The organism is Clostridium yunnanense, from assembly GCF_016595795.1.
Classification (GTDB): domain Bacteria; phylum Bacillota; class Clostridia; order Clostridiales; family Clostridiaceae; genus Clostridium_AR; species Clostridium_AR yunnanense.
Genome location: NZ_JAENHN010000066.1, coordinates 17,757 through 42,762, shown reverse-complemented (window position 1 = coordinate 42,762; position 25,006 = coordinate 17,757). Strand labels below are relative to the sequence as shown.

Sequence of the window (25,006 nt, the reverse complement as noted above, 5' to 3'; positions counted from 1 at the left end):
TTATAACATATATCATTGTCTATTATTACTTTTTTTATATGCATTTTTGGTTATTATAACTAAACAAGTTGGTATTAATAAAATATTTTTCTTGAATTTTCTAAAAATTCTACTTGCCTTATAAAAAAGTTTGTTATATTATTAACATGATAATTAAATTTTTAACAAACTTTTTTGAAAGAGGGGATCTATAATGAAAGTTGTAAACAATGAAGATCTATTAAAAAAACTCGACGAGGTAAGAAAAGCACAAAAAATATTTGCCACTTACTCCCAAGAAAAAGTAGACGAGATATTTAGAAGCGCAGCAATCGCTGCAAATAATGCAAGAATCAAATTAGCTAAGATGGCAGTTTCTGAAAGCAGAATGGGAGTTCTTGAAGATAAAGTTATGAAAAACCATTTTGCAGCTGAATATATATACAACAAATACAAAGACGAAAAAACTTGTGGGGTTATTGAGTACGATGAAGCTGCTGGTTTTAAGAGAATTGCAGCACCAATCGGAGTAATAGCTGCTGTTATTCCAACTACAAATCCTACTTCTACTGCAATTTTCAAAGCTTTAATTGCTTTGAAAACAAGAAACGGAATTGTTTTCTCACCACATCCTAGAGCAAAAAATGCCACTATTGAAGCTGCACGAATTGTTTTAGATGCAGCAGTTAAAGCTGGTGCACCAGAAGGAATAATAGGTTGGATAGACGAGCCAAGTATAGAACTTTCTCAAACCGTAATGAGAGAAGCAGATATGATATTAGCCACTGGTGGTCCTGCTATGGTGAAGGCTGCTTACTCTTCAGGAAAACCTGCTATTGGAGTTGGAGCTGGTAATACTCCTGCTATTATAGATGAAAGCGCACATATAAAAATGGCTGTCAGCTCCATATTATTATCAAAATCTTTCGACAACGGTGTTATCTGTGCGTCCGAACAATCTGTTTTAGTTCTTGACTCAATATATGATGAGGTAAGAAACGAATTTTCAGACCGTGGTGGCTATGTACTAAAGACTTCTGAGGCTGATAAATTAAGAAAAATATTACTGGTAAATGGAAACATCAATCCTAATATTGTAGGTCAATCTGCTATAAAGATAGCTGAACTAGCAGAAATTAAAGTTCCTGAAAACACAAGAGTTTTAGTAGTTGAAACTGAATCGGTAGATTTTTCCGAACCTTTTGCTCACGAAAAACTTTCTCCAATTCTTGCTCTTTATAAAGTACAAACCTTCGATGAAGCAGTAGAAAAGGCTGAGTATCTTATAGAACAAGGTGGTCTTGGACATACCTCAATACTATATATCGATACTTTAACTCAACAAGAAAAGGTTGATAAATTCACCTTTGCTATGAAGACAGTAAGAACTCTTATAAACGTACCAGCAACTCATGGAGCTATGGGAGATGTGTTTAACTTTAGATTAACTCCTTCTCTAACACTTGGCTGTGGTCCTTGGGGTGGAAATTCTGTATCAGACAATATAGGTCCTAAGCATTTATTAAACATTAAGAACGTGGCTGAAAGGAGAGAAAACATGCTTTGGTTTAAGGTTCCTCAAAAAATTTATTTTAAATACGGTTCTTTACCTTTTGCTATTAGAGAACTAAAAGACATGAATAAGAAGAAGGCATTCATAGTTACTGATAAAATACTAAACGATCTAGGATATACTGATAAAGTAACATCAGTTTTATCAGAAATAGGTGTTGATTATAAAGTATTTACTGAAGTAGAACCTGATCCAACTCTTTCTACTGCAATAAAAGGCGCTAAAGAAATGCTAAGCTATGAGCCAGACGTGGTTATAGCTCTTGGTGGTGGTTCCCCTATGGATGCAGCTAAAATAATGAGAGTTTTATACGAACATCCAGAGATAAAATTTGAAGATGTTGCTATGAGATTTATGGACATAAGAAAGAGAATATGCCCATTCCCTAAGTTAGGAACTAAAGCAATGATGGTGGCTATAGCAACTTCAGCTGGTACAGGCTCTGAGGTTACTCCATTCGCCGTTATTACTGATGAAAAATCTGGCATAAAATATCCACTTGCTGATTACGAACTAACTCCTGATATGTCAATAATAGATGCAGAACTTATGATGAATATGCCTAGAGGTTTAACTGCCGCTTCTGGAATAGATGCATTAACACATGCAATTGAAGCTTATACTTCTATACAAGCATCAGAATATACAAACGGGCTTGCTTTAGAAGCAATTAGATTAATATTCAAGTATCTACCAGCTGCATACAACGAAGGTACAACAAATATAAAAGCTAGAGAAAAAATGGCTCACGCTTCCACAATGGCTGGTATGGCTTTTGCAAATGCATTCTTAGGCGTTTGCCATTCAATGGCTCATAAGCTTGGAGCAGAACATCATATACCACATGGAATTGCAAATGCTTTATTAATTAATGAAGTTATTAAGTTTAATGCTGTTGACAATCCAAAAAAACAAGCTGGTTTCCCACAATACAAGTATCCAAATATAAAGAGCAGATATGCTAATATAGCAGATCATGTAAAGCTTGGAGGAAACACTGAAGATGAAAAGCTTCAATTATTAATAAATGCAATAGATAATCTAAAATTGAAAATTAATATTCCAATGTCTATTAAAGAGACTGGAGTTTCAGAAGTTGCCTTCTATAGAAATTTAGATGATATGTGCGAACAAGCTTTTGATGATCAATGCACTGGTGCAAACCCAAGATATCCATTAATAAGCGAAATTAAAGAAATGTATATAAATGCATTTGAAGAAGCTAAGGTACCTAATTCTTCAAAATAGTTCATCTTATCTGCAAAGACTAAACAATGCATTAATTGCTCACTTACAATTCTCCTTATAATACAAAATCAGTAAATCAACAATTTAAGTTGATTTACTGATTTCTTTATATGTATTATTTATAAAGATGAACCACTTCAATCCGAAATCTATTTTCAAAACTCCTCTGGGTTCTGAGTGGAGAATTTGAAAATATAAATCCAATTATGAAGTGGTTCATCTATATTTTAGCAAAATTATAACTCCTAGAAACCTAGGAGTTATCAAGAGCTTAAGGCTCAATGCCAATTATTCATTAAGTTATCCCACATCATCTTACCACATTTGGCAAGAGTTATTGTTCCGTAAACACTGTTTGGTATATCCATAGACAATACTGAAAATGCAAAGCTACCTTTGTTTAATTCTATAAGCTCAGTATCATTTTCAACACCACTCTTATCTCCAGTTTTACTTGAAATATCATATTTTAAATCTTCTGGAATATAAAGTGCTAATTTATTTTTTATTTGCTGTCTTCTCAAGATATCTACAAGCATTGTGCTATTTTCTTTACTCAAATAAGTAGCTTTATAAAGATGCTTCCATAGAAGAGATAAATCATATGCACTAGTCATATTTTCTACATCAGAGTGTTTGTGTCTCTCATCAGTAGTTTTCCTATTAAGTTCAGTATTCTTTAAGTCCATTTCTCTTAATATTTCATTTATTCTGTCCATTCCAATGATATCAATTATCTTATTTGCAGCAGTATTATCGCTTTGTATAAGCATTGCAACTAAAAGTTCAAACACTGTATAGTCTCTATCATTAAATTCATGAATAATTCCGGTGCCATAAACTTTATCTTGTTTTTCTATCTTTATTTTATCCAAAAAGTTAAGTTTCTCAAGCTCAACTTCTTTAATTAAAGCTATAGCAATTGGTAATTTCATACACCCAGCCGCTGTCATCTTAACGTTTTCATTATAACCATAAGTATAACCACTCACCAAATCCTCGAAGAAAAATCCATATGTTCCGATCCTTGTCTCTAAATATTTTTTTATCTCCTTCATAATACCCTCCAGCTTTCTATGTTTGATGTCTATACTAATTATAGCATATTTTCAGAATATTTAGAAGTATTTTATAAATATTCTTATTATTTCTACTTTAAGCTTTATAAAAGCACTAATTCATATGAATTAGTGCTTTTGATATTAATCGCCAAAGGAAATTCCTATTTTTTTAGCAACAGTTACTAGTTCTCCATCTGGATTTACATCCTTAGTCTTTCCAATAACATTTTCTAAGCTTTCATAAGAAATAGTATCACCTTTTAAGCAAACCATATTTCCGAACTTTCCTTCATTAATCAATTCAACAGCAGCTACACCATATCTAGTTGATAATATTCTATCATAAGTAGAAGTATTTCCACCTCTTTGTATATGTCCAAGAACAGTACTTCTTACTTCATGATTTTTTATTAAGTTTTCTAAATCTATTGCTAATTTATTTGCAATTCCACCAAGTCTTATTGGATCTGGTGAATCAGCAACTACTTTAGAAACAACTACCTCACCATTTAATGGCTTAGCACCTTCAGCTACTACGATTATTGAGAATGGTTTACCTTCAGATTCTCTTTGCCTTATTTTATCTACTATTTTATTAATATCATATGGAATCTCAGGTATTAATATAACATCAGCAGAACCAGCAATTCCTGATTCTAAAGCTATCCAACCTGCATTTCTTCCCATTACTTCTAAAAGCATTATTCTATGATGTGATTCAGCAGTAGTATGCAATCTATCAAGAGCTTCAGTTGCAATTTCAATTGCAGTATTAAATCCAAAAGTTACATCTGTAGCTTCTAAGTCATTATCAATTGTTTTTGGAACACCTATAACATTAACACCCTTTCTTGCAAAATCTCTTGCAGAAGTAAGAGTACCATCTCCACCAATTACTACTAATGTATCTATGCCTTCTTTTTTCAAGTTTTCAACTCCAACATCAGATACATCTTTTTTCACAATCTTTCCATCTTCTTCAACTTGATAATCAAATAGATTATCTTTGTTAGAACTATATAAAATAGTACCTCCTCTATGAAGAATTCCAGATACTGACTCAAGTGTTAGAGGGACTAAATCATTATTATAAAGACCCCTATATCCAAACTTGTAACCATAAACCTCATAACCATACTGTAATATAGCAGTTCTAGTAACTGCCCTTATCACTGCGTTTAGCCCTGGGCAATCTCCTCCACCAGTTAATAATGCGATTTTTTTTACTTTTTCTGCCATCTCATATCCCCCTCTACCCGAATGTTCATTCTTTTATATATTTTTGTGTAAATGTGTACATTAATTTCTATTTAATGATATCACATTAAAATCTTTGTGAAAAGTATATTTTTTTAATATTGAAAATTTTATAAAATATTCTCAAAATTAAATTTATTTCATCATTAATTCTTTATATACCTCTTCATATTTTAGCATATCTCCATTATTCTCTGTTTTACTCATATTTGCATGCATTTGTAAATAAAAACCCTTGTCGTCAATCATATTCATTTCTGACAATTTCTTGAGACTATCTACAGAAAATATAGCTTCCCATTCATCTTCACTTATATATTCTTTGTATTCATCATATTCGTCCTTTGTTAGTACTGTCTCAAATTCACCATCGTAATATAATATTAATTCCCCATTCATTTCCTTCAAATTTTCTACTTTTGCCCAAACTGGCTCGTCAATAGTATTGCCCTTAATTATAACAATAAGTTGATTTTTAATTACAAGTAATTTACTTAGCTGCACCCATGATACATCTAAATCATTTTCACTCCATTTTTTCTCTGCAAGTATCTTTTTGACTTTATCACTAACAGACATATTTCACTCCTCCTTTTTATAATATTGTTCTCTTAATAAATAATAAACATTCAAAGATTCAATAACAAAAGAGGAAATTTTTAAAATAGGTATCTTTATATATAATCTCAGAATAATAAGTTTAGTACAAAAAAATAAAGACTTAACACAAATATTAAATCATCTTTTGTGTTAAATCTTTTGTTATTAAAAATTATTATATATATTTTATTTTATTACCTTTGTTAACATCAACGCAACAAGTACTACACCTGCAAATATTCTGTATATAGCAAATACTCTCATTGGTTTTTTCTTTAAGAAAGCAATAAAACCATCAATTACAACAAGTGCTACTATAAACGCTACTATAAATCCTAATACAAGAGAAATAACTTCTGTATTTGTAATAGTTGAATAATCGAATTTTCTAAGCTTTAAGCCAGATGCTCCTATCATTGCAGGAATTGCTAAGAAAAATGAAAATTCAGCAGCAAGAGGAGTACTTAACCCTGAAATCCAACCTCCCATTATTGTAGACGCACTTCTTGACATACCTGGCCACATTGCTAAACACTGAAACAATCCAACCTTTATAGCTTGACCATATGTTATTTCTTCAATATTTAGGTTATTTGAATATTTTAAACGCCTTGTCTTTTTTCTAAAGTTATTTTCAATCAATATTAATAGAATACCACCTACAATAAATCCAACTGCAACAGTTTTATAACTAAATAAATACTTATCAATTATATCATCAAGCGCTAATCCAAAAATTACCGCTGGAATTGTTCCAACTATTATTACTAGCCAAAACTTAATTCCTTTCTGCTCAAACTTGAAGAAAGACTTTATCATAGTCCAGATCTTATTCCAATATAACACAACTACTGCAAGTATAGCTCCAAGTTGTATTACTATCTCAAACATCTTTATAAATTCACTATCTTTAAAATTAATCAATTCACCAACTATTATCATATGCCCAGTAGATGAAACCGGAATGAATTCAGTTATTCCTTCTACTATCGCAATTATTATAGCTTTAAAAATAAATAAAAAATCTAACGCCATAAGCTCACTCTCTTTCACTTGTTATTTGACATACCACTTAATTATAAAATTTGGTAGTTACTTTGTCCATTAAAAATTAATTAAATTTAGTTTACATTATTGTGAACTTTCATATATGAACAAAAAATTCCAAGATTAATGAAGAGATAAAGCTAAAACTTGAAGCTAAGCCCTATCAATTCTTTACTCCTGGAATCAATAACTCTAAACTCTATGATCTCTATTTTTTAACTACTTCTAGTATTTCACCTTCAACCTTTGCTACATCTGGTACAAAGCTCTTTAATAATGAAATACTTCCTGAAATTTCGTATTCTCCAAGATTTGCAGGAATAAATACGCTGTCACCTTTTTTAACAGAAACTTCACCAGCTGAGTACTTAATTGTACCTTTACCTTCTACACAAGTAAATATGTAGAATCTTTCTGCGTCACTGGATTCCTTTACTGACTTCTCCACATCGTACTTTATTATAGTAAAATAATCGCAAAGAGCTAAGTAGGTCTTAGAAACCCCGTCCAAATCTACTTTTAATCCGTTACTGTTTTCACCCTTTAAGCTGAAATCAATAACATCCAAAGCCTTTTCAACATGAATTTCTCTTCCTCTATTATAATCGTACACTCTATAAGTTGTATCACTATTTTGTTGTATTTCAGCTATTACTACACCTTCTCCTATAGCATGAACTAGTCCGCTTTTAACAAAGAAAAAGTCGCCTTTCTTAACTTCAATCTTGTTTAAGTATTCATCAAAGTTCCCAGTGTTAATCGCATTAACAAATTGTTCTTTTGTACAATTTTTAGTTCCTACAACTAAATTAGCTCCTTCAAAAGCTTCAAGTACATACCAGCATTCAGTCTTTCCTAAATCCCCTTCAACTCTCAAACCATATTCATCATCTGGATGAACTTGAACAGAAAGTTTATCTTTGGCATTTATAAGTTTAACTAAAAGAGGAAATCTCTCCTTATCGATTTTAGTACCAACTAATTCGCTTCCCAATCTTTCAATAAGTTCCTTAAAAGAAGTTCCTTTATATTCACCATTGGAAACTATACCTGTTCCATTTGGATGGCATGCTATATCCCAGCTTTCACCTATTTCTCCTTCTGGAAGATTATTTCTAAAAAGTTCGAAATCTCTTCCTCCCCATATCTTATCATAATAGATATTGTCAAAAATAATTGGATACATAAAGTATTCCTCCTTTGTATTACTTAATATATTGATGTACCACTTCGTAATAAAATTTATTATTTTTAAATTCTCTCACCAGAAACCGTGAGAGTTTTAAAAATAGATTTAGGTTCGAACTGTTACATCTTTAATAAATAAATGATATATTATAATATTGAAAAGTGCTAGTTTTGTATATACAAGTTTTAAAACAAAGATTTCAATGTCATGCTATGCTTTATATAATAAATTAATAAAACAATGTAAAGTCTGGAACCTTTATACTAGAACCATCTTCCTTATTATAATCATCATAAACCTTTTTTGCTTTTTCATAATTTTCAGTAATTGTTTTTTTAGTATATTCGTCAGTTGACTCTAATATTCCAGTATACGCAGCCTTCAAATTAACCATACCTCTTTCAAGATCTCCATTTATAGAAATATAGAAACAGCCAGCATTATTTAAAGTAAGAATATCATTTTTGTCTGCTGCATAAGCAAATCTTATTTCTTTTATAGCATCTGTGTTTTTATTATCTCCTAAGTATATAGTCCCAAGAGTTCTATGATACTTTGGTTCAGATTCGTTTAATGTAATTGCTTTTCTAAGCAATTCTACACAATCATCCTTTTTATCTTGCTTAAGTTTTATGATAGCCATATTATAAACTATTTCACTATCATTAGGTTTTATTAGTGAAGCTTTATAGAAAAACTCATATGCTTTACTTAGATCTTGTTCTGTATACCAATAATAATTAGCTATGTTTAAAAGTATATTATAATTATATGGTTCTTTAAGCAATGCTGTTCTAAAGAAAGGTTCTGCTTCTTTATTTTTATTCATTTTCTTTAGAATTTCGGGCATTAGGAAACCATAATTATCAGGGTAATCCTTATTCTTCAAAATACTATTGTTACAATACTCTAGTGCCTTTTTATAATCACCTTTGTCTAGATAGTACCATCCAGCTGTGTGATAAACTCTATAATCTTCTTTATTACTATCAATAACTTTGTCAAGTAGCTCATCAGCTTCCTTTGTTTTATTTGTATCTTGGAGAGCTGAAGCTCTTATTAGATTAACTACAATTTTCCCGGTATCCTTGTCCTTCATTGAATCTAAAGACTTAATAGCATCTTCAGCAGTTTCATTAGTCATAGAATATACTTTTGCTAACCACATGTTGTATGCCACATTATCTTTATTCTTTTCTTTTAATGCTATTAGCTTTTCTAGTAATGTATCTCTATTGTATGATGAAATCTGCGCAAGAACATCGTAAACTTTATATTCATCTTTATCTAAATTCCAAGCCTTTTCAAGATATTTAAATCCATCATCCCATTTATCAACAAGGATTTTCATTCTTGAGTAGTCAGCCATATCATACGCAGATTTTTCATCTACTGGATATGTATCAATTAAAGTCTTTGCTTTATCAACCTTATTGTTTGACATGTAGGTAGAAAACATAGTTTTTATCAAGGGCTTATAGTCTTTATATTTGGATAAAGCTAATTCTCCTTGTTTTAATGCCTCGTCAAAATCTTTATTCATAAAATCAGTAAAAACTATGTAATTAAGGAGAGCTTCATCTTTTTCTTTAAAGTCCTTCTTTTTTTCGCCATTCTTTTCTATGTATCTTTTTCTCTTATCTAAAGAACTTTGAAGTACCTCTCTTGATTTTTCAATATTTCCTTGAACCGAATAAATTTCAGCTATTTTTACATCCCAAAGAGGCCATGTTTCCTTCTCATTAAGTTTGTTATACTCCTCTATTGCTTTTCCATATTCATTTTTATAGAAATACTGCTCAGCTTTATTTGTAGCTATCTTTACAGTCTGGTCTTGAGCTTGTCTATAAAAATAATATGAAGTTGGAGCAGCGATAACTACTATGGCTGCTATTATTATTGCTGCTATTTTAACTTTTCTATCTTTAAAGTTTAAATTTTTTAAATCTATTTTTCTTATACTTGATAACATGGGAATTAATTTATTCTTGTAAAACTTTTTAATAAAACTTAAATCTAACTTTCTTAAACCAGTTAAAACGTTGTCAAAAATATTTTTTAGGGATTCAGTAAACTTACTCATAATTCCTCCAAATTTTAAATTCTCTTCTTATTCTAGCAAAAACACTAAAAAAAATCTACTTTCATCATTATATTTAAATTGATTAAACTCAATTGGCATTTATATATTGGTGCAAAATTAATATTGTGATATACTATATTTTAGTTTATAGGGTAGGTTGTGATTAAAATGCACTTTTCCAAGAAAAGACTTGTTGATTTAACATTGCTATTCTTACTTTTTGCTATTATTGGAATCATAGTATACTTCTATGTTCCAAATATAAACTTAACAATGAATAGCATCTTGTTTAATAATACTGCTAATAAAATTGAATATAAAAAAGATAAAAACAGTGGCGAGGTTAATGAAATATATTTAACTCCTGTGCCAATAACAAAGAATCTTCAACTTGTATCTACTCTTCTATCTACCAGCGATTTAACATTTGGATATTTAGATAAGTCTGAAGACGTAGATATTGATTTCCTAAAAAAATTCGTGAATGATAAAGCCGTAAACTTGATTTTTGCAAAAGATAACCAGTTTGGTATCTTTTCTAAACTTGGAGTTAACCTTTGTTCATCTAAATCATATTTTCAAGCAAATTATCAGGGTAAAAGAATTAACTTTATCTATATAGACGTTGACAATGAATCTACCGATAATTTCAATAGGATGATGAATGCCGTTGAAGATTTGAAAAAAAACAACTTACCAGTTGTAATTTATGTCGATTCATCCAAACCATTAAAGGATGAATATATAAAGGTTCTTTCAAGAACTGGAGCAAATTTAGTTCTAACAAGTAGCTATGATAAATATAAATTTAAGCTTATAAACAAGACTGTTTTTGTCAATAATTGTAACAATACAGAAATTAACTATATACCCCAATTTTCTTTTATATTTTATAAGAACCATTCAGTATCTATAGGTATAAAGCTTATAATAACTGATTACGAAAAAAGAGATTCTGTAATTAAAGATTTAAATGACAGGTCTTATAACATTCCATTTAAGATTAGCGAAAAGTTCAACTATATTGATTACTAATTGATTAGTAATCATTTCATAAGTATATAATTAATTATAAAGGTGGTGTCTTAAATTAAAATTAAATCTTTAATTAGTATAATAGCAGCAAAAATAACATTATTCTTTTCAAAAAAATTATTTAAAGGCGGCAGTAATTTTCCTGGCAAGATAGCATTAAAATTTGATAGTTCTATCCTAAAGACAATAACAACTAATTATAAAGTCATAATGATCACTGGAACTAACGGGAAGACAACTACCACAAGTATGATCTACAACATTATAAAAGAAGCTGGATATGATGTAATAACAAATAATACAGGTGCAAATATGTTACCTGGAATTACTTCATGTTTTATAGATAACTATAAATTTGGAAGTTCAAAGGAAAGATACGCAATAATTGAAGTTGATGAAGCTAATCTAAAATTTATAACCAAGCATTTAACGCCTTGGTCTATAACAATAACAAATTTATTTAGAGATCAACTTGACCGCTATGGAGAAGTTTACACAACGCTTTCAAAGATAATGGAGGGTGTTAATCTTGTTCCAGATACAAAACTAATATTAAATGGTGACGAATCACTTTTAGGTGATTTAAAAGTTCCAAATCCTATAACTTATTTTGGTTTTGGTCTATCCCCTACCAACGAAAAGGTTATAGATATTAATTCAGATGCAAAGTTCTGCAAGTTTTGTAAAACAAATTACGAATATAATTTTGTATCATATAATCATCTTGGAGATTTTTATTGCCCAAGCTGTGGCTATAAGAGACCAGAACTTAAATACACTCTTACAAATGTACTTGATATAACTTCCGACAACTCTTTAGTTGAATTTAATGATCATGAGTTCAACGTAACGCAATCTGGAGTATATAATATTTATAATGCTCTTTGTGCATATGCAATAACTAAAGAACTTGGCATTGATGATAAAATAATAAATACTTCCTTTAATAAACAAGAATCAAGTTTTGGCCGTCAAGAAGTTATTAATATTGATGGTAAGGAAGTTAAGATAATCTTAGTTAAAAATCCAGCAGGTTATAATCAAGCTATTGACACACTTTGCCTTAGTAAAGATAGTTTATCAGTGTCCTTCTTCTTAAATGATAATTATGCAGACGGAAGAGACGTATCTTGGATATGGGATGTAAACTTCGAAAAACTTGCTACATTAGATTTAAAAGATATTCTTATATCTGGTGAAAGAATGTACGATATGGCCGTTAGATTAAAGACTGCTGGTATACCAACTGATAAATTTAAAATAAGCTCTGAATTCTCAAACATAACTGATTATATCAAAGCTTGTAGTGGGGAAAAGATATATATTCTTGCAACTTATACAGCTATGATAAACTATAGAAAACACTTGCATTCTAAAGGTTATATAAAAAAATTATGGTAAGAGGTGATACTATGGAATTAAATATATGCCATTTATATCCTGATCTATTGAACGTCTACGGAGATATGGGAAACATTCTTATACTTAAGCATAGAGCTGAAAGTAGAGGTATAAAAACAAACATCATTAATGTCTCTATTAATGACCCATTTGAAGAAGATAAATATGATATTGTGTTTTTCGGTGGTGGTCAAGATTACGAACAATCTATAGTGTCCGATGATCTTATAAATACGAAAAAAGATGCTATTCAAAAGTATATAGAGAGCGGAAAAGTCTTTATTGCTATCTGTGGCGGTTACCAACTACTCGGAAAATATTATACTACCCCAGAAGGTGAAAAGCTTGAAGGATTAGGAATTCTAGATATATATACTGAACCTGGTAGCACTAGATTCATAGGAAATACGGCAATAATTAACGAGGAATTTGGTGAAACCTATGTTGGTTTTGAAAACCATTCTGGCCGTACTTATATAAACAATCACAAGCCTTTAGGCAAATGCCTACACGGTTATGGCAATAACGGCGAAGATGGTAATGAAGGTTGTATTTATAAAAATACTTATGGTTCATACTTTCATGGATCACTTTTATCAAAAAACCCCGAGTTTGCTGATAGGATGATAAAAACCGCTTTAGATATACGCTATGGAGAAATTGCCTTGGATTCTTTAGATGATTCTTTAGAATATAACGCAAAAAATGCAATTTTAAGCAGACTAAATAAAAACAATTAATAAAAGCAGATAAATTTTATACTTCCTTATAAATAAAAAATAATCAGTATTTACTGATTATTTTTTATTTATAACTCTTACTTTTTTTAGATACTCATACTCTTTAGTGGTCATTTCACTTAACAATTTAAAGCTATAGCCCTTTCCTTTATAAAAGTCAATTATTTCTGGCAAAGCATCAATAGTTGAACTTTTATAATCCGCATCATGCATTAAAACCACTGTAACTCTATAAATGTCCCCTTGGTTTTTTATATTATCAATAAGTTGTTCCTTACTTATGTTTGATCCAACTGCATCTCCTATGCTAACATTCCAATCTATATAATCAATATTGCTTTTTTCCAACCTATTTTTTATATTGTTTAATATATGCGGGCTGCAATATGTATTCAGTGATCCACCTGGAAGTCTCACAAAAGCCCTTTTATTTCTATAAATTAGTCCTTTAGTATTATTCATGTACTTATTGAGATCTTCAAAATAGCTATCTTCACTTTTATATAGAGTGTCATAATGGTGATCATAACAATGCGGGTATATATCCATACCACTTTGATATAAACCTTCAACAACTTCAACAGTATCATTCTTTATGTTTTCACCAACAATAAAGAAACTAGCCTTTACATCTTTTTGCTGAAGTATACTAAGAATTTTCTTACTACTAGAATGTCCTGGCCCATCATCAAAGGTCAAAAAAACAACCTTTTTATCTGTATCACCTACATATAACTCATCTCTATCACAATTCATTATTTTATTATTCAGCGGAACAGCCAATACTGATTTACAAAATACAATAACAAAAAACACTATTGTTATTAAACTTCTCCTTACAACGCTCACCCCTGATTTCCCATATTAACTACCTCCTTATAAAACTTTATATTAAAATTCTACCGTTTGTATCTACAATTAGTTTATCCGCCATTCGATATAATATTTCAGTTAAATTTTGCTATATTTCTTCATACAAGGTAGCCATTTAAATCCAATAGGTTATTTATGCCTAATCCTATTTTTAATATTAACCAAATGATAAAGAATATTTGTGGTTACCATCATCTTAAAATCATTCGTATATATTTATATTTAAAGATTAAAATATAATGTAGATAAACTACTTCATATTAGAATTTATCCAAATAAAGATTCGTAAAACCATCGAAATCTTTATTTGGAGTTAAATGACTGAAGTAGTTTATCTGTATACACAAATTAAATGGAGGCATATATATGTTTAAATGGTCAAAACCCAGAATAGTTGTAAGTAAGTGTCTTGGTACTACTCCCTGTAGATATAACGGCGAGGCATCTACCTTTGATTTATATATAAGACTTCAACCCTTTATAGAATTCAAAGAGGTATGTCCTGAAAGCGCTATAGGACTCCCAACTCCTAGAGAAGTTATAAGATTAGTTAATAGCAATGGTAATATTAAACTAATTGAATATTCTACTGAAAAGGACTATACAGAGGATATGATAAAGTTCTCCGAAGGCTTTATCAATGACTTAGATGGAGTAGATGGTTTTATTTTAAAAGGTCGTTCACCATCATGCGGTACTAGAGACGTTAAAATATATAACGGCCCTGAAAAAGGAGCCTCTAGTTCAAAAGGAAAAGGGATATTTGGCGGAATGATACAAAACGAATTTGATTATCTACCTATTGAAGAAGAAGGTAGATTAAAGAATTTCTCCATTCGTAATCACTTTCTATCTAGTATCTTTACTCTTGCAGAATTTTCTGAAGTAAAAGCTAATAGAGATTTATCGTCATTAGTTAAATACCATAGTAGACATAAGTTGCTTTTCATGTCCTATAATCAAACTGAATTAAAAAAACTTGGTAGAATAGTTGCAAATCATGATTTGTTAAATATAGATCAGCTTATTGACTCCTATAATATAGGGTTATTAAAACTTCTTTCAAGAACTCCAAGGTATACCTCAAACATAAATGTATTAATGCATGCATTAGGATATTTTAGTGAATATCTAAATTCTAAAGAGAAAGAGTTTATGCTTTCAGTCATAGACAAATATAGAATAGGAAAAATACCTTTAAGCGTTCCTATTAATGTAGTAAAATCACATGCTATACGGTTCAATAATCAATATCTTTTAGAACAGAGCTTTTTAGAACCCTATCCTGAAGAATTGATAGATATTTCTGACTCAGGAAAAGGTATTAGTAGGTAGCAGATTATTTAACTATATAAAACTCGCCAAACTGACTAAAGTTTCAGTGCTGCGAGTTTTATAATTGTTATTTATGAAATCACTTAGGTATTACTCCTAAGATTTATCTTCTCTGATAAAATCCACAAATTCTTTTATTATTCTTGCTGTAAATCCCCATATAACATAATCCTCATATTTATAAAAATACTGTTCCATTTTTCCTTTAGCAAAATTATAGTTCTTCCCTCCATTTATCAAATCATAAGGAAAGTCTTCGCTTATTTTAGGTACAACTGCAATCTCATGCCTTAAAGGTTCATTTTCTATAAAAAACTTTATAGGCACTTTAAATATGTGATCGACTTCATCAATACTAGGGTTCCTCGGAAATACCTTAAGCTGTGCAACAAAAGGATAAATAATAGCTCCATAAGGAGAAATAAAAAAATCCATTGGTCCAAAATAATCTATGTCCTCCTCTTTTATGTTAAGTTCTTCTATAGTTTCTCGAATAGCTGTCACTCTTCTATCCTCTCCAGGTTCCACCCTTCCTCCCGGAAAACATATATCGCCAGGTTGACTTCTAAGTGTAAGAGCTCTTTTTTCAAATATAAAAAACTTTTCATCGTTCTCCTCATACAAAGGTACAAGTACTGAACTTTCTCTATAAGTTCCTAAGGGTTTTTCCTTATGTGTAGAAAATTGTTGTTTAAGATTATGAAAACTCATAAAAGCCCCTCCTATCTGCCATAAATGTAACTTTATCTTAATTGTTATTATAAACTATTAATGTTATACTTAAAATGTTATAAAAAAATATTACGAGGGTTATATTTTCCAACTTAGTTTATACATGTACAAAAATATTATTGATTAAAGCTTAAACAGTTAATAACCTAAAAATCTGTGTAGTAAAACTATTACTTTAATGTATTAGATCTTTGTAGAAAGGCTATTAATAAGATAATGCATTAAATATTTTCGCGCATATATAAACTATCAGTTTGATATATCCCTAAAAACAGGAGAGATGAGATTTGAAACGCAAAGGATTAATTACTTCACTTTTACTGGCATTTTCCATCAGCATGTTTTCGCCACTTACTGCAAAAGCTGCGGAAAATACAACTTCAAAACTTCCAACTATTGTAGGTGAATCAGCAATAACCATAGATTATAACACTGGCGAGATAATCTATTATAAGAATGGTGATACAAAAAGATACCCTGCTAGTACAACAAAAATGATGACTGCTTTGCTTTTTAGTGAAAAAGCGAAAAAGTCAGATGAAATACCATATAATGAAGATGCAAAAAAGCAACCTGAGTATTCATTAAATATCAACTATAAGCCAATGACTGTAAATGATACAATGACTGCAGAAGATGTTATGAAAGCTCTACTTATGTACTCTGCTAATGATTCAGCTTACATGATATCAGACTTCTTAGGCGGTGGTGACTATCATAAATTTGTAGATATGATGAATGACAAAGCAAAAGAGTTAAATCTAAAAAACACTCACTTTGCTAATCCAAATGGATTGCATGACCCAGATCACTATACAACCGCTTATGATTTATCAGTTATAGCTCGTGAAGCATACAAGCAGCCTTGGGTTGAAGAAGTTATGACTACAGCTAAATCATCAATTAAAATAAGCAACAGTACTATTATTAACTTAGAAAACAGAAATAAAGAACTAGGTAAAAATGGTAATGTTGGAGGAAAGACTGGCTATACTTCACAGTCTGGTAGATGTCTTGCTACGATTTATGAGAGAGACGGTCGTAAAATAGTAGGAGTTGTTCTTAAATCTTATTATGACGCACAAGATCAAACTGTATTCAACGATATGACTAAAATCATGGATTATAGCTTTGCTGCTAAGAAATCTACACTTCTTAAATCTGGCAGTGAGATTAAAAAAGTAGATGTAAGCTACAAGCCACTTAAATTCTTTGGTCCTACTAAGACAGTTCAAGTACCTCTTGTGTTACAAGAAGATGTTACTTATTACGAAAATGATATAAATAAAAAAGAAGTTACTGAAAATGTTAAGCTTTCAAATACTGATGCTTGGAGTTTAGCTAAAGATAATTCATCGGTTAAACTTACTGTTGCAGAAAGAAACTATAGCAAAGACTACGCAGTAAAGGCAAATATATCAACTTCTGAATTAGTTAAAGCTAGTTTAGGTTTATACTTCGGTATAGCAGCTGCAGTAATAGTTGTATTAGTTTTATTAGGTGTTGTTATATCTGTAGTAAATAGATTAAAAAGAAAACGTAGAAGAAATAAGAATATATTTTAATTAAGTACTGCTGTGAAATTTAGATATCGCTACCTCCTATACTTTAATGAGCTTCACAAAGAATTAATATGATTTTCTACAATTACATAGCTAAAACTGTATAACTCACTACGTTCGGACAATACAGTTTTTTAACGCTATTTCATCTCCGAAAATCATTTAATTCTAATTATTTGCTCATATAGTATCTACGTAGCAACACATAAATTTCAATAATAGTATTAAATATAAATAATTAAAGCTACATAAAATGAGCTGAATTACATTTTATGTAGCTTTTTTCTATATAATACTCTAAATATTATTGAAAATATCTAAGAAAAGTGGTATAAGTGTAAAGTAAATTATATAGAATCTAAACAATAATTTAATCACTATTTATGAACTATTAATTGTAAAAAACACAATATATATTAGAAGCAGGAGTATGTAGATGAATAAAGTAAAATTTAAAGGTAGTGCTATATTAAATCCAGTACCTGCCGTACTGATAACTTCAAAAAACAAAGAAGGAAAAGTTAATGTCTTTACTGTAGGTTGGACTGCAACTGTGTGTACTCGCCCACCAATGCTTTCAATTTCAATCAGACCTGAAAGATTATCCTACGAATATATAAAAGAATCTATGGAATTTGTAGTGAATTTACCTTCCTCAAACCTTACAAAAAAGGTTGATTTCTGTGGTGTTAGATCTGGGAGACAAGTAGATAAAATTAAAGAAATGGGATTTACACTTGGTGATGGTGAAAACATAGAAACTCCTCATATACAAGAATGTCCAGTTAACATTGAATGTAAAGTTAAAGACATAATAGAATTAGGCTCTCACCATATGTTTATTGCCGATGTTGTAGGTTCACTAGTAAACTCTGATTTACTAGATGACGGTGGTAAGATCCACTTTGAAGATGCCAATCTTATTTCATATTGCCATGGAGAATATTATCCTCTTCCAAGCAAACCAATAGGTAAGTTCGGATATTCTGTTCAAAAGAAGAAAAGAAAAAAATAGGACTTAGTCCTATTTTTCCTATTTAAGCAACATTTATATTTTTAACAATCTCCACTAGTTGCTCAGGTGTCTTAATAAAATAATCTGGCTTCTGACTAACTAGTGTTTCAATAGGAAGAACTGTATACTCTACAGCACAGGTTTGACAACCAGCATTTTTTCCACACATAATGTCAAAATGAGAATCTCCAACCATAATAGCTTCACTTGGAAGTACATTTAGTTCGCTACAAGCTTTTAAAGCTGGTTCACCATGTGGTTTATGATTTTCAGTACATTCTGGAGTTATTATCACATCCATATACTCTAATATTCCTGCTATTCTCATTCCTCTTTCAGCCAATAATTTTCTCTTTGAAGTAACTATCCCTATTTTTATTCCCATATCTTTTAGTTTGTCCAAAAGTTCTTTTACCCCATTAAAGGCATCGCACATAGTATCATGACGTTCTTCATTATATTCTCTATAAGCAACTACCAATTCATCTATTCTACTATCGGTATAATCTTTAAAAGAGCTATTTAATGGCATACCAAAGTACTTTGTAATTTCAACCTCACTTACATGAATCCTTAGTATATTTTCAAATACATGTTTAAAAGAATTTATTATAAGTTCGTTTGTATCAAGTAAAGTTCCATCTAAATCGAAGAGTACAGCTTTTATCATATTTTATCTATGTCCTTTTCTACTTTTTATTAATATTATAAACATGGCTAGTCTATATGTAAAGATTACTATATTGGTGGTAAGTCAACTCAAATCTCTATTTGAAAGTCTTTCCTTCATTTTACTATAAAAACTTAATGATTATTTGCATACCTAACTACGTTTAATTAGATAATATCTTTGGAGGTGATAATAATGAATGATGTAACTAAATTTACTCCTCATGAAACTCTAGAGCTTCATGAACTATTAAATACAGGAGTTCTTGGTGTAAAAAAACTAAGTGCCTCTATGGGTATGGTTCAAGATGAAGAACTAAAACAATTCATGCAGACAACATTAAATACAAAGAAATCTAGCGTAAATGATATTCAAGCTACAGTAAGTAAAATACAAAACGTGTGAGGTGAAGTAAAATGTCTTGGATAGATTCAGTATTAGGACCAGATCAAAGCGAAAGCGAAAATCAAAATAGCTCTCAAGATGGAAGTAACTTATCCGAAAAAGATATAGCTTTAGATATGTTAGCAATGTCTAAAACAGATATAGGAATGCTTTCAAAGGTAATTCCAGAAACAACTAATCCAGAGGTTAGGCAGTTATTAACTACCCAACTTAATGGATGTATAGCAAGCCACTTTAAATTATCAGATATGCTAATAACTAAAGGTTGGTATAATGCTTACGGCACACCACAAGAACAAATAAAGCAAGATATTGATTCTGCAAATCAAGTGTTACAACAACAATGCTAAGATTTTAAATAAATCTTTATAACATTTAATGATGATTTTCGTATCTGCAATAAAACAGTATAATTCAAAGTTTAGTATAACAATATAAAGATATACCACTTACATCCCTAAATATATAGGCTCACTTGAGTAAATGCTCAAGTGAGCTAAGTTTTTTTACGTATCTATCTTTCCAAATATACGTTAGAAAAATCTATCAGACAAATAAACTTTTTACTATATATCAATAAAAAACTCATAAAATTATTGAAATATCAAGGTTAGCTAAGTTAAAAAACTTATATTTTTCTACACAAAAAAAGACTCTGCATAAATGCAGAGCCTTTATATGTATTACTTTAGGCCATTTTCATAGCTTTCGATCATTTTCTTAACCATGTATCCGCCTACTGAACCATTTTCTCTTGAAGTTAAATCTCCATTGTAACCTTGCTTTAAGTCAACACCAAGTTCTCTTGCAGTTTCAAATTTGAATTTGCTTAATGCTTCCTTTGCTTCTGGAACTAAAACTCTATTTCTGTTACTTGCCATGACGAATTCCTCCTTTAAAATAAAGTATTTTTTTCGATAATCCTTTCTCATAATCAATCTCTAAGTGTGTTAGAAAATATCTAACTACTTAGCTTTTAATTACTTGATTGGTTATCGTAATAGTATTTTGCGCCATTTTCGATTTATTATATTAGAGGAGTTGTGGAAAGTAATTATCTTTTTTACTGATTATCCATTTTAAGTATCTTTTATTTTTTATAACCAATATTATTTTCTAGGATTTACAAACTCAGGTGGTGTAGGATTTGGATTCTCAAAGTATCTACCTGGTGTAGATAAGTCAAAATACAATTTAGAATCCTCTGTTACACCAAAATCTTTATTTGAACCATCTAATTTAACCTTATTTAGAGCTTCTCTAAATAAGGCATTATGAGCTTCTTCTCTATTTAATAAGAAATCTATAGTTTCTCTTACATATTTATCTTTGATTTGTCTGTATAAGTACTCATACACTACTTTAGCCCTTTGTTCTGCTGCAATATTTGAAAGAAGATCAGCACATATATCACCAGTAACATTTACATAATGTGCTGTCCATGGATCACCTGAAGAATTAATAAGTACTGGACTCAAGCCTGAAAGCACATGGGTTTCAATTTCTCCTGCCTCTACTGTTTTAAAATCCACCTCATGTCCGTTTAATAAATTTATAGTTTGTGATACCATTTCCATATGGCTTAACTCTTCAGCACCAATATCTAAAAATAGATCTTTTATTGTAGGATCTTCAATTCTAAAGCTTTGTGATATGTACTGAAGTGCAGCTTTAAGTTCTCCATTTGCTCCTCCAAGCTGCTCTTGCATCAAAACAGCATATTGTGGATTAATTCTTTCCACCTTAACTTCTCTTAATAATTGTTTTTCATGTTTAAACAAAATGAAACACCTCCAATATTTTCTTCAATGTTTATTTTTTTCTTTTATTAGCACATTTATTCTATTTTTACTTGTTTAAGTTATATTATTTTTTAAGCCAGTTACGTATTCTTATTCACAAATCCAATTAAATTATAAGTTCAGCCTATGATAAATAAATAAATAAATAAATAAATAAATAAATAAATAAAGGCCTAATCAAAATATTTTCACTTTGATTGGCCTTTAAATATGCGATATATGTAATTATGCGGTTATTAACTTGTCCTTCTGCAATATATGTTCATCAATCCACTTAATTATAAATTCTAATATTTCTAATAAGTGCTTTTGTTGACTTTCATCAATCTGACTTAAATCTAGACTATTTACCTTATTTACAAAATCATCATGCTCAACTTTATGAGATAAGAACTTTTTATATCCTATACTAAGCATATATTCTTCTTCTGATTTAAAATGAAAAACCGTATAATCTCTTAATTCTTCTATAACTTCTACAATTCTATCATACTTATCTGTAATAAAGCTGTTTTTAGTTAATTCATAAACATTATTAGCTATCTCAAGAAGCCTTTTATGCTGGCTATCTATTAACTCAACACCAACGGTATACTCATCTTTCCAAGTTATCATTATATTCACTCCTCTAAATCCATACTATTACTATTCACACTAAACAATATATCATTGACTTTTTGCGAGTTCAATAAATAAATTATAAATTTCCTTTATTTGTACCTTTTATTGAATAATGTTCATAAAAAGAACACTAAATTGCTAATCTGCTAATTTCACTTTTAAAATGAACCTATTACTAAAATATACCATATTAATTAACATTTAATATGTCATTTACATATTATAAACTATGAGATTGTTATTTTTACTTACAAAGTTATATAACATATACGGATATTTGCTCTGGTAGAAATATACTAGAGTTTTTTGAGTCCGAATTCATGGAAAAATTTTTAGGAGGTAACATGATGAAAATAAAAAAAATCAAAACCTTTTTAGTAACAGCATTAGTAGCAGCACTATCTATAACAGCTATTAGTTGCGGTAATACCAAGTCTACTACACCTACTCCTTCAGGAGAAAAACCACTGGTAAAGGTGAAACTAAACGAAGTAGCTCGTTCTGTATTTTATGCACCAATGTATGCAGCAATAAATCAAGGTTTCTTCAAGGAAGAAGGCCTTGACATAGATTTATCTACCGGTCAAGGAGCAGAAGCAACATGTACAGAAAGGCAAATAAAAAATATTACCTTTATCTTTTTATCCTAAACTTAAAAAACTACATTATATCTCCTAACACTTTATATTAAAGATATATAATTACAAGCCCTTTGGTACTACTTTTACAATAACTGAAAAATCATTATCAACAGAACTCAAATCAGCTTCTAATCCTACCGGGTTGTTTATCAAATAATCTGGATCATACACAAAACAGTACAGTATTTTACAGTTTGGATGAACTTTATATCTAGAAATATCTATAATCAACTGGTCTCCTATTTCTTTTGCTCCAAGACTAGGTCGAGTTTTTTTCACCTCAATTACTATTTCTTCCTTCTTTAAAAGAAAGTCTACCCTTGAGCTTTTTCCTGCATAACTAGGAGTCCATTCTTCTGGTCTTATATCATCATAAAACATTTTTATAACAGAGTGAAGTAAGTCTTGAACATCATATTCATCATTAATTTGTATTGTATTTCTTGAATTATATCTTTTTTTCAACTGATTTGCAAAAATATGAAATCTTGATAAAACTTCTTCAAGAACTGAAATATTTCTATTTTCATAATTGACTATACCATTCGGATTATTAGATGAAATTCTATTTTCTAACTTCTTTATCTCTTGTCTATGTAACAGATGTAAAGTTTCAATTTCTTCTTTTGGTACTTTTATACCTTCACCAACACTTATCAACGCAAGCATTGATTCTCCAACTATTCTTTTCCCATAATATCCTTCAAAATAATGATTTTCCTTTATCCACTCTATAGCTTCTTTTATGAATGGATCATCATTTCCGCAAACGCAAGAAATTGCCTGTACTGCAAATGATACATATATTACATATAAAGAAGCATACTCCTCGTTTTTGTAAGGATAATGTTGTAAAACTTCTTTTAGGTCAATTATATAAGCTAATATTAAATCTTTATACTTATTATAATCATATTCAAATAATGTCAGTATACCTATAGAATTGTTCTTCCAATCTTCTCTATTGTAATTGTTTATAAAATACTTAATGGCTAATGTTGCGTAATCTGAGTCATGTTCATATTGTACTAACGCCCTCATTGGACCTACATGATTATACTGATTGCAGAGTATATATCCACTTCTTCTTTGCTCATTTTTTATGTATATTTCAAATGCCTCTTTATAATTATCTGAGTCACCCACCCCCATTTTATGGAGGTAATACAAATTGTGAGGATCATCAAACAACCAATCACTATCTAAATCGATTTCCTTTAAAATACTTATAAACTTATCTGCAATAGTATGTCCTATTTTAAACATAACATAAAACTCACATGTGTATGCTAAGAGATCTATGTCATTAGACAATTGAAATTTATCTATCTCTTCTTGTAAGCACACTTCTAAAAAACTTATACCTTCTCTAAATTCAATACTACAATATTCTAATTCATTCAATACCTTTTTCACTTAATAAGCGCTCCTCGCTTTAATATAATATATATTACTCAAATAAAATATAATTAATTGTCATTATTACCTTTAGATTCTTCCTGTTGATTCTCATTTGATATAATTTCTAATCCTTCTGAGAATACACTTGTGTTAAAGCAAAAATACATATTTAAAACTAGGCTTTTAGTTTCTAACATCGAAAATATATTTAATAATATATATATCATCAGAAAGAAAGTAATCAGAATATTATAATATAATTCAGGTATATATAGCTTCACCAATAAATTTATATTAGTTTCGATTATTATCTTTATTACATAATTGCAAACAATCAAAAAAAGATATAATGTACTGCATATAAAAAAATACATATTATAAGTTTTTAAATTGCTCGACTTTCCGATTTTTTGTAATAACATCTGTTTTAATGCATTCGCTCCTAAAAGTGCTTGAAAGAGTGCATATCCTGTAAATGATATACCGAATATCCCCATCAATATATCATTTGACATATCAACCAATTCAATAACCTTTGTACTAGTTTCATCTTGTATTACTAAATAAAATATTGGTCCTATTAATATACAAAATAATGCTAATAGAATTATTACTCTACTTTTTGAGGGTTTTATTAATTTAACTGATTTTTTAAAGACTTCATTAAAGTTTTTTTCACTTATTAAGTCTTTAAGATTCTCTACAAATATATCTTTATTCAATAACACCCTCTCCT

Annotated in this window: 23 protein-coding genes and 1 pseudogene; 10 read left to right on the top strand and 14 right to left on the bottom strand. The window is 29.8% G+C overall.

The window, feature by feature from the left end; all coding sequences use genetic code 11:
- The first annotated feature begins 193 nt into the window (after nt 1–193).
- Nucleotides 194–2,800: a bifunctional acetaldehyde-CoA/alcohol dehydrogenase gene (gene adhE, locus JHL18_RS23815; protein ID WP_200273955.1), complete on the top strand. Its 2,607-nt coding sequence runs from the start codon at nt 194–196 to the stop codon at nt 2,798–2,800.
- A gap of 278 nt (nt 2,801–3,078) precedes the next feature.
- Here adhE and JHL18_RS23810 read toward each other — a convergent pair whose 3' ends face one another.
- From JHL18_RS23810 to JHL18_RS23785, 6 genes are all read right to left on the bottom strand, one after another.
- The gene (locus JHL18_RS23810) at nt 3,079–3,858 is read right to left on the bottom strand and encodes a serine hydrolase (protein ID WP_200273953.1); all 780 of its coding nucleotides are present in this window, start codon (nt 3,856–3,858) and stop codon (nt 3,079–3,081) included.
- Nucleotides 3,859–4,002: 144 nt separating this feature from the next.
- A complete protein-coding gene (locus JHL18_RS23805; RefSeq protein ID WP_200273951.1) occupies nt 4,003–5,100 on the bottom strand; it encodes a 6-phosphofructokinase in 1,098 nt (365 codons plus the stop codon).
- 153 nt (nt 5,101–5,253) lie between these two features.
- Nucleotides 5,254–5,697 carry a hypothetical protein gene (locus JHL18_RS23800; RefSeq protein WP_200273949.1) on the bottom strand — a complete coding sequence of 148 codons (444 nt, stop codon included), beginning with the start codon at nt 5,695–5,697 and terminating at the stop codon, nt 5,254–5,256.
- 207 nt (nt 5,698–5,904) lie between these two features.
- Entirely contained in the window at nt 5,905–6,753 is an 849-nt protein-coding gene (locus JHL18_RS23795) for an undecaprenyl-diphosphate phosphatase (RefSeq protein ID WP_200273947.1), read from the bottom strand.
- A gap of 220 nt (nt 6,754–6,973) precedes the next feature.
- On the bottom strand, nt 6,974–7,951 hold the full coding sequence (manA, locus tag JHL18_RS23790) for a mannose-6-phosphate isomerase, class I (RefSeq protein WP_200273945.1): 978 nt from the start codon (nt 7,949–7,951) through the stop codon (nt 6,974–6,976).
- A gap of 232 nt (nt 7,952–8,183) precedes the next feature.
- Nucleotides 8,184–10,037 carry a tetratricopeptide repeat protein gene (locus JHL18_RS23785; protein WP_200273943.1) on the bottom strand — a complete coding sequence of 618 codons (1,854 nt, stop codon included), beginning with the start codon at nt 10,035–10,037 and terminating at the stop codon, nt 8,184–8,186.
- A gap of 168 nt (nt 10,038–10,205) precedes the next feature.
- Here JHL18_RS23785 and JHL18_RS23780 point away from each other — a divergent pair, with 168 nt between their 5' ends.
- Genes JHL18_RS23780 through JHL18_RS23770 form a run of 3 tightly spaced genes read left to right on the top strand, consistent with a single transcriptional unit; the run spans nt 10,206 to nt 13,213 of the window.
- Complete coding sequence (locus JHL18_RS23780) at nt 10,206–11,072, top strand: hypothetical protein (RefSeq protein ID WP_200273941.1); 867 nt, start codon at nt 10,206–10,208, stop codon at nt 11,070–11,072.
- 54 nt (nt 11,073–11,126) lie between these two features.
- Complete coding sequence (locus tag JHL18_RS23775; RefSeq protein ID WP_338025507.1) at nt 11,127–12,473, top strand: MurT ligase domain-containing protein; 1,347 nt, start codon at nt 11,127–11,129, stop codon at nt 12,471–12,473.
- Nucleotides 12,474–12,484: 11 nt separating this feature from the next.
- Nucleotides 12,485–13,213 (top strand): type 1 glutamine amidotransferase, encoded by a 729-nt coding sequence (locus JHL18_RS23770; protein WP_200273939.1) that lies wholly within the window; start codon nt 12,485–12,487, stop codon nt 13,211–13,213.
- A 57-nt stretch (nt 13,214–13,270) separates the two neighbouring features.
- Here JHL18_RS23770 and JHL18_RS23765 read toward each other — a convergent pair whose 3' ends face one another.
- On the bottom strand, nt 13,271–14,029 hold the full coding sequence (locus JHL18_RS23765; RefSeq protein WP_207753102.1) for a polysaccharide deacetylase family protein: 759 nt from the start codon (nt 14,027–14,029) through the stop codon (nt 13,271–13,273).
- 423 nt (nt 14,030–14,452) lie between these two features.
- Here JHL18_RS23765 and JHL18_RS23760 point away from each other — a divergent pair, with 423 nt between their 5' ends.
- Nucleotides 14,453–15,421, top strand: coding sequence for a YbgA family protein (locus JHL18_RS23760; RefSeq protein ID WP_200273935.1), 969 nt, complete (start codon nt 14,453–14,455; stop codon nt 15,419–15,421).
- Nucleotides 15,422–15,517: 96 nt separating this feature from the next.
- Here the strand turns inward: JHL18_RS23760 and JHL18_RS23755 are convergent, their stop codons facing one another.
- Nucleotides 15,518–16,132 carry an NUDIX hydrolase gene (locus JHL18_RS23755; RefSeq protein ID WP_200273933.1) on the bottom strand — a complete coding sequence of 205 codons (615 nt, stop codon included), beginning with the start codon at nt 16,130–16,132 and terminating at the stop codon, nt 15,518–15,520.
- Nucleotides 16,133–16,440: 308 nt separating this feature from the next.
- Between JHL18_RS23755 and JHL18_RS23750 the strand changes: the two genes are divergently transcribed.
- Entirely contained in the window at nt 16,441–17,718 is a 1,278-nt protein-coding gene (locus JHL18_RS23750; RefSeq protein WP_243278150.1) for a D-alanyl-D-alanine carboxypeptidase family protein, read from the top strand.
- Between the two features lie 433 nt (nt 17,719–18,151).
- Nucleotides 18,152–18,730 carry a flavin reductase family protein gene (locus JHL18_RS23745; RefSeq protein ID WP_200273931.1) on the top strand — a complete coding sequence of 193 codons (579 nt, stop codon included), beginning with the start codon at nt 18,152–18,154 and terminating at the stop codon, nt 18,728–18,730.
- Between the two features lie 22 nt (nt 18,731–18,752).
- Here the strand turns inward: JHL18_RS23745 and ppaX are convergent, their stop codons facing one another.
- Complete coding sequence (gene ppaX, locus JHL18_RS23740; protein WP_200273929.1) at nt 18,753–19,400, bottom strand: pyrophosphatase PpaX; 648 nt, start codon at nt 19,398–19,400, stop codon at nt 18,753–18,755.
- Nucleotides 19,401–19,595: 195 nt separating this feature from the next.
- Here ppaX and JHL18_RS23735 point away from each other — a divergent pair, with 195 nt between their 5' ends.
- Both JHL18_RS23735 and JHL18_RS23730 read left to right on the top strand, forming a co-directional pair.
- On the top strand, nt 19,596–19,805 hold the full coding sequence (locus JHL18_RS23735) for a hypothetical protein (protein WP_200273926.1): 210 nt from the start codon (nt 19,596–19,598) through the stop codon (nt 19,803–19,805).
- 11 nt (nt 19,806–19,816) lie between these two features.
- A complete protein-coding gene (locus tag JHL18_RS23730) occupies nt 19,817–20,155 on the top strand; it encodes a spore coat protein (RefSeq protein WP_200273924.1) in 339 nt (112 codons plus the stop codon).
- A gap of 333 nt (nt 20,156–20,488) precedes the next feature.
- On the opposite strand, the gene JHL18_RS23725 is transcribed toward JHL18_RS23730, so the two are convergent.
- The 3 genes from JHL18_RS23725 to JHL18_RS23715 form a co-directional block, all read right to left on the bottom strand.
- Nucleotides 20,489–20,686, bottom strand: coding sequence for an alpha/beta-type small acid-soluble spore protein (locus JHL18_RS23725; protein ID WP_183276670.1), 198 nt, complete (start codon nt 20,684–20,686; stop codon nt 20,489–20,491).
- A gap of 228 nt (nt 20,687–20,914) precedes the next feature.
- Nucleotides 20,915–21,586, bottom strand: a complete 672-nt coding sequence (locus JHL18_RS23720; protein ID WP_200273922.1) for a manganese catalase family protein — start codon at nt 21,584–21,586, stop codon at nt 20,915–20,917.
- 246 nt (nt 21,587–21,832) lie between these two features.
- The gene (locus JHL18_RS23715) at nt 21,833–22,222 is read right to left on the bottom strand and encodes a bacteriohemerythrin (protein WP_200273920.1); all 390 of its coding nucleotides are present in this window, start codon (nt 22,220–22,222) and stop codon (nt 21,833–21,835) included.
- A 353-nt stretch (nt 22,223–22,575) separates the two neighbouring features.
- Between JHL18_RS23715 and JHL18_RS23710 the strand changes: the two are divergent.
- A pseudogene (locus JHL18_RS23710) lies at nt 22,576–22,830 on the top strand (ABC transporter substrate-binding protein); the annotation flags it as partial.
- 99 nt (nt 22,831–22,929) lie between these two features.
- On the opposite strand, the gene JHL18_RS23705 reads toward JHL18_RS23710, so the two are convergent.
- Nucleotides 22,930–24,285 carry a PD-(D/E)XK nuclease domain-containing protein gene (locus JHL18_RS23705; protein ID WP_200273916.1) on the bottom strand — a complete coding sequence of 452 codons (1,356 nt, stop codon included), beginning with the start codon at nt 24,283–24,285 and terminating at the stop codon, nt 22,930–22,932.
- Nucleotides 24,286–24,338: 53 nt separating this feature from the next.
- On the bottom strand, nt 24,339–24,992 hold the full coding sequence (locus tag JHL18_RS23700) for a hypothetical protein (protein WP_200273914.1): 654 nt from the start codon (nt 24,990–24,992) through the stop codon (nt 24,339–24,341).
- Nucleotides 24,993–25,006: the final 14 nt, after the last annotated feature.

Coding starts and splice junctions, on each gene's coding strand:
- adhE (WP_200273955.1), top strand. CDS start 194: ATGAAAGTTGTAAACAATGAAGATCTATTAAAAAAACTCGACGAGGTA.
- JHL18_RS23810 (WP_200273953.1), bottom strand. CDS start 3,858: ATGAAGGAGATAAAAAAATATTTAGAGACAAGGATCGGAACATATGGA.
- JHL18_RS23805 (WP_200273951.1), bottom strand. CDS start 5,100: ATGGCAGAAAAAGTAAAAAAAATCGCATTATTAACTGGTGGAGGAGAT.
- JHL18_RS23800 (WP_200273949.1), bottom strand. CDS start 5,697: ATGTCTGTTAGTGATAAAGTCAAAAAGATACTTGCAGAGAAAAAATGG.
- JHL18_RS23795 (WP_200273947.1), bottom strand. CDS start 6,753: ATGGCGTTAGATTTTTTATTTATTTTTAAAGCTATAATAATTGCGATA.
- manA (WP_200273945.1), bottom strand. CDS start 7,951: ATGTATCCAATTATTTTTGACAATATCTATTATGATAAGATATGGGGA.
- JHL18_RS23785 (WP_200273943.1), bottom strand. CDS start 10,037: ATGAGTAAGTTTACTGAATCCCTAAAAAATATTTTTGACAACGTTTTA.
- JHL18_RS23780 (WP_200273941.1), top strand. CDS start 10,206: ATGCACTTTTCCAAGAAAAGACTTGTTGATTTAACATTGCTATTCTTA.
- JHL18_RS23770 (WP_200273939.1), top strand. CDS start 12,485: ATGGAATTAAATATATGCCATTTATATCCTGATCTATTGAACGTCTAC.
- JHL18_RS23760 (WP_200273935.1), top strand. CDS start 14,453: ATGTTTAAATGGTCAAAACCCAGAATAGTTGTAAGTAAGTGTCTTGGT.
- JHL18_RS23755 (WP_200273933.1), bottom strand. CDS start 16,132: ATGAGTTTTCATAATCTTAAACAACAATTTTCTACACATAAGGAAAAA.
- JHL18_RS23745 (WP_200273931.1), top strand. CDS start 18,152: ATGAATAAAGTAAAATTTAAAGGTAGTGCTATATTAAATCCAGTACCT.
- ppaX (WP_200273929.1), bottom strand. CDS start 19,400: ATGATAAAAGCTGTACTCTTCGATTTAGATGGAACTTTACTTGATACA.
- JHL18_RS23735 (WP_200273926.1), top strand. CDS start 19,596: ATGAATGATGTAACTAAATTTACTCCTCATGAAACTCTAGAGCTTCAT.
- JHL18_RS23730 (WP_200273924.1), top strand. CDS start 19,817: ATGTCTTGGATAGATTCAGTATTAGGACCAGATCAAAGCGAAAGCGAA.
- JHL18_RS23725 (WP_183276670.1), bottom strand. CDS start 20,686: ATGGCAAGTAACAGAAATAGAGTTTTAGTTCCAGAAGCAAAGGAAGCA.
- JHL18_RS23715 (WP_200273920.1), bottom strand. CDS start 22,222: ATGATAACTTGGAAAGATGAGTATACCGTTGGTGTTGAGTTAATAGAT.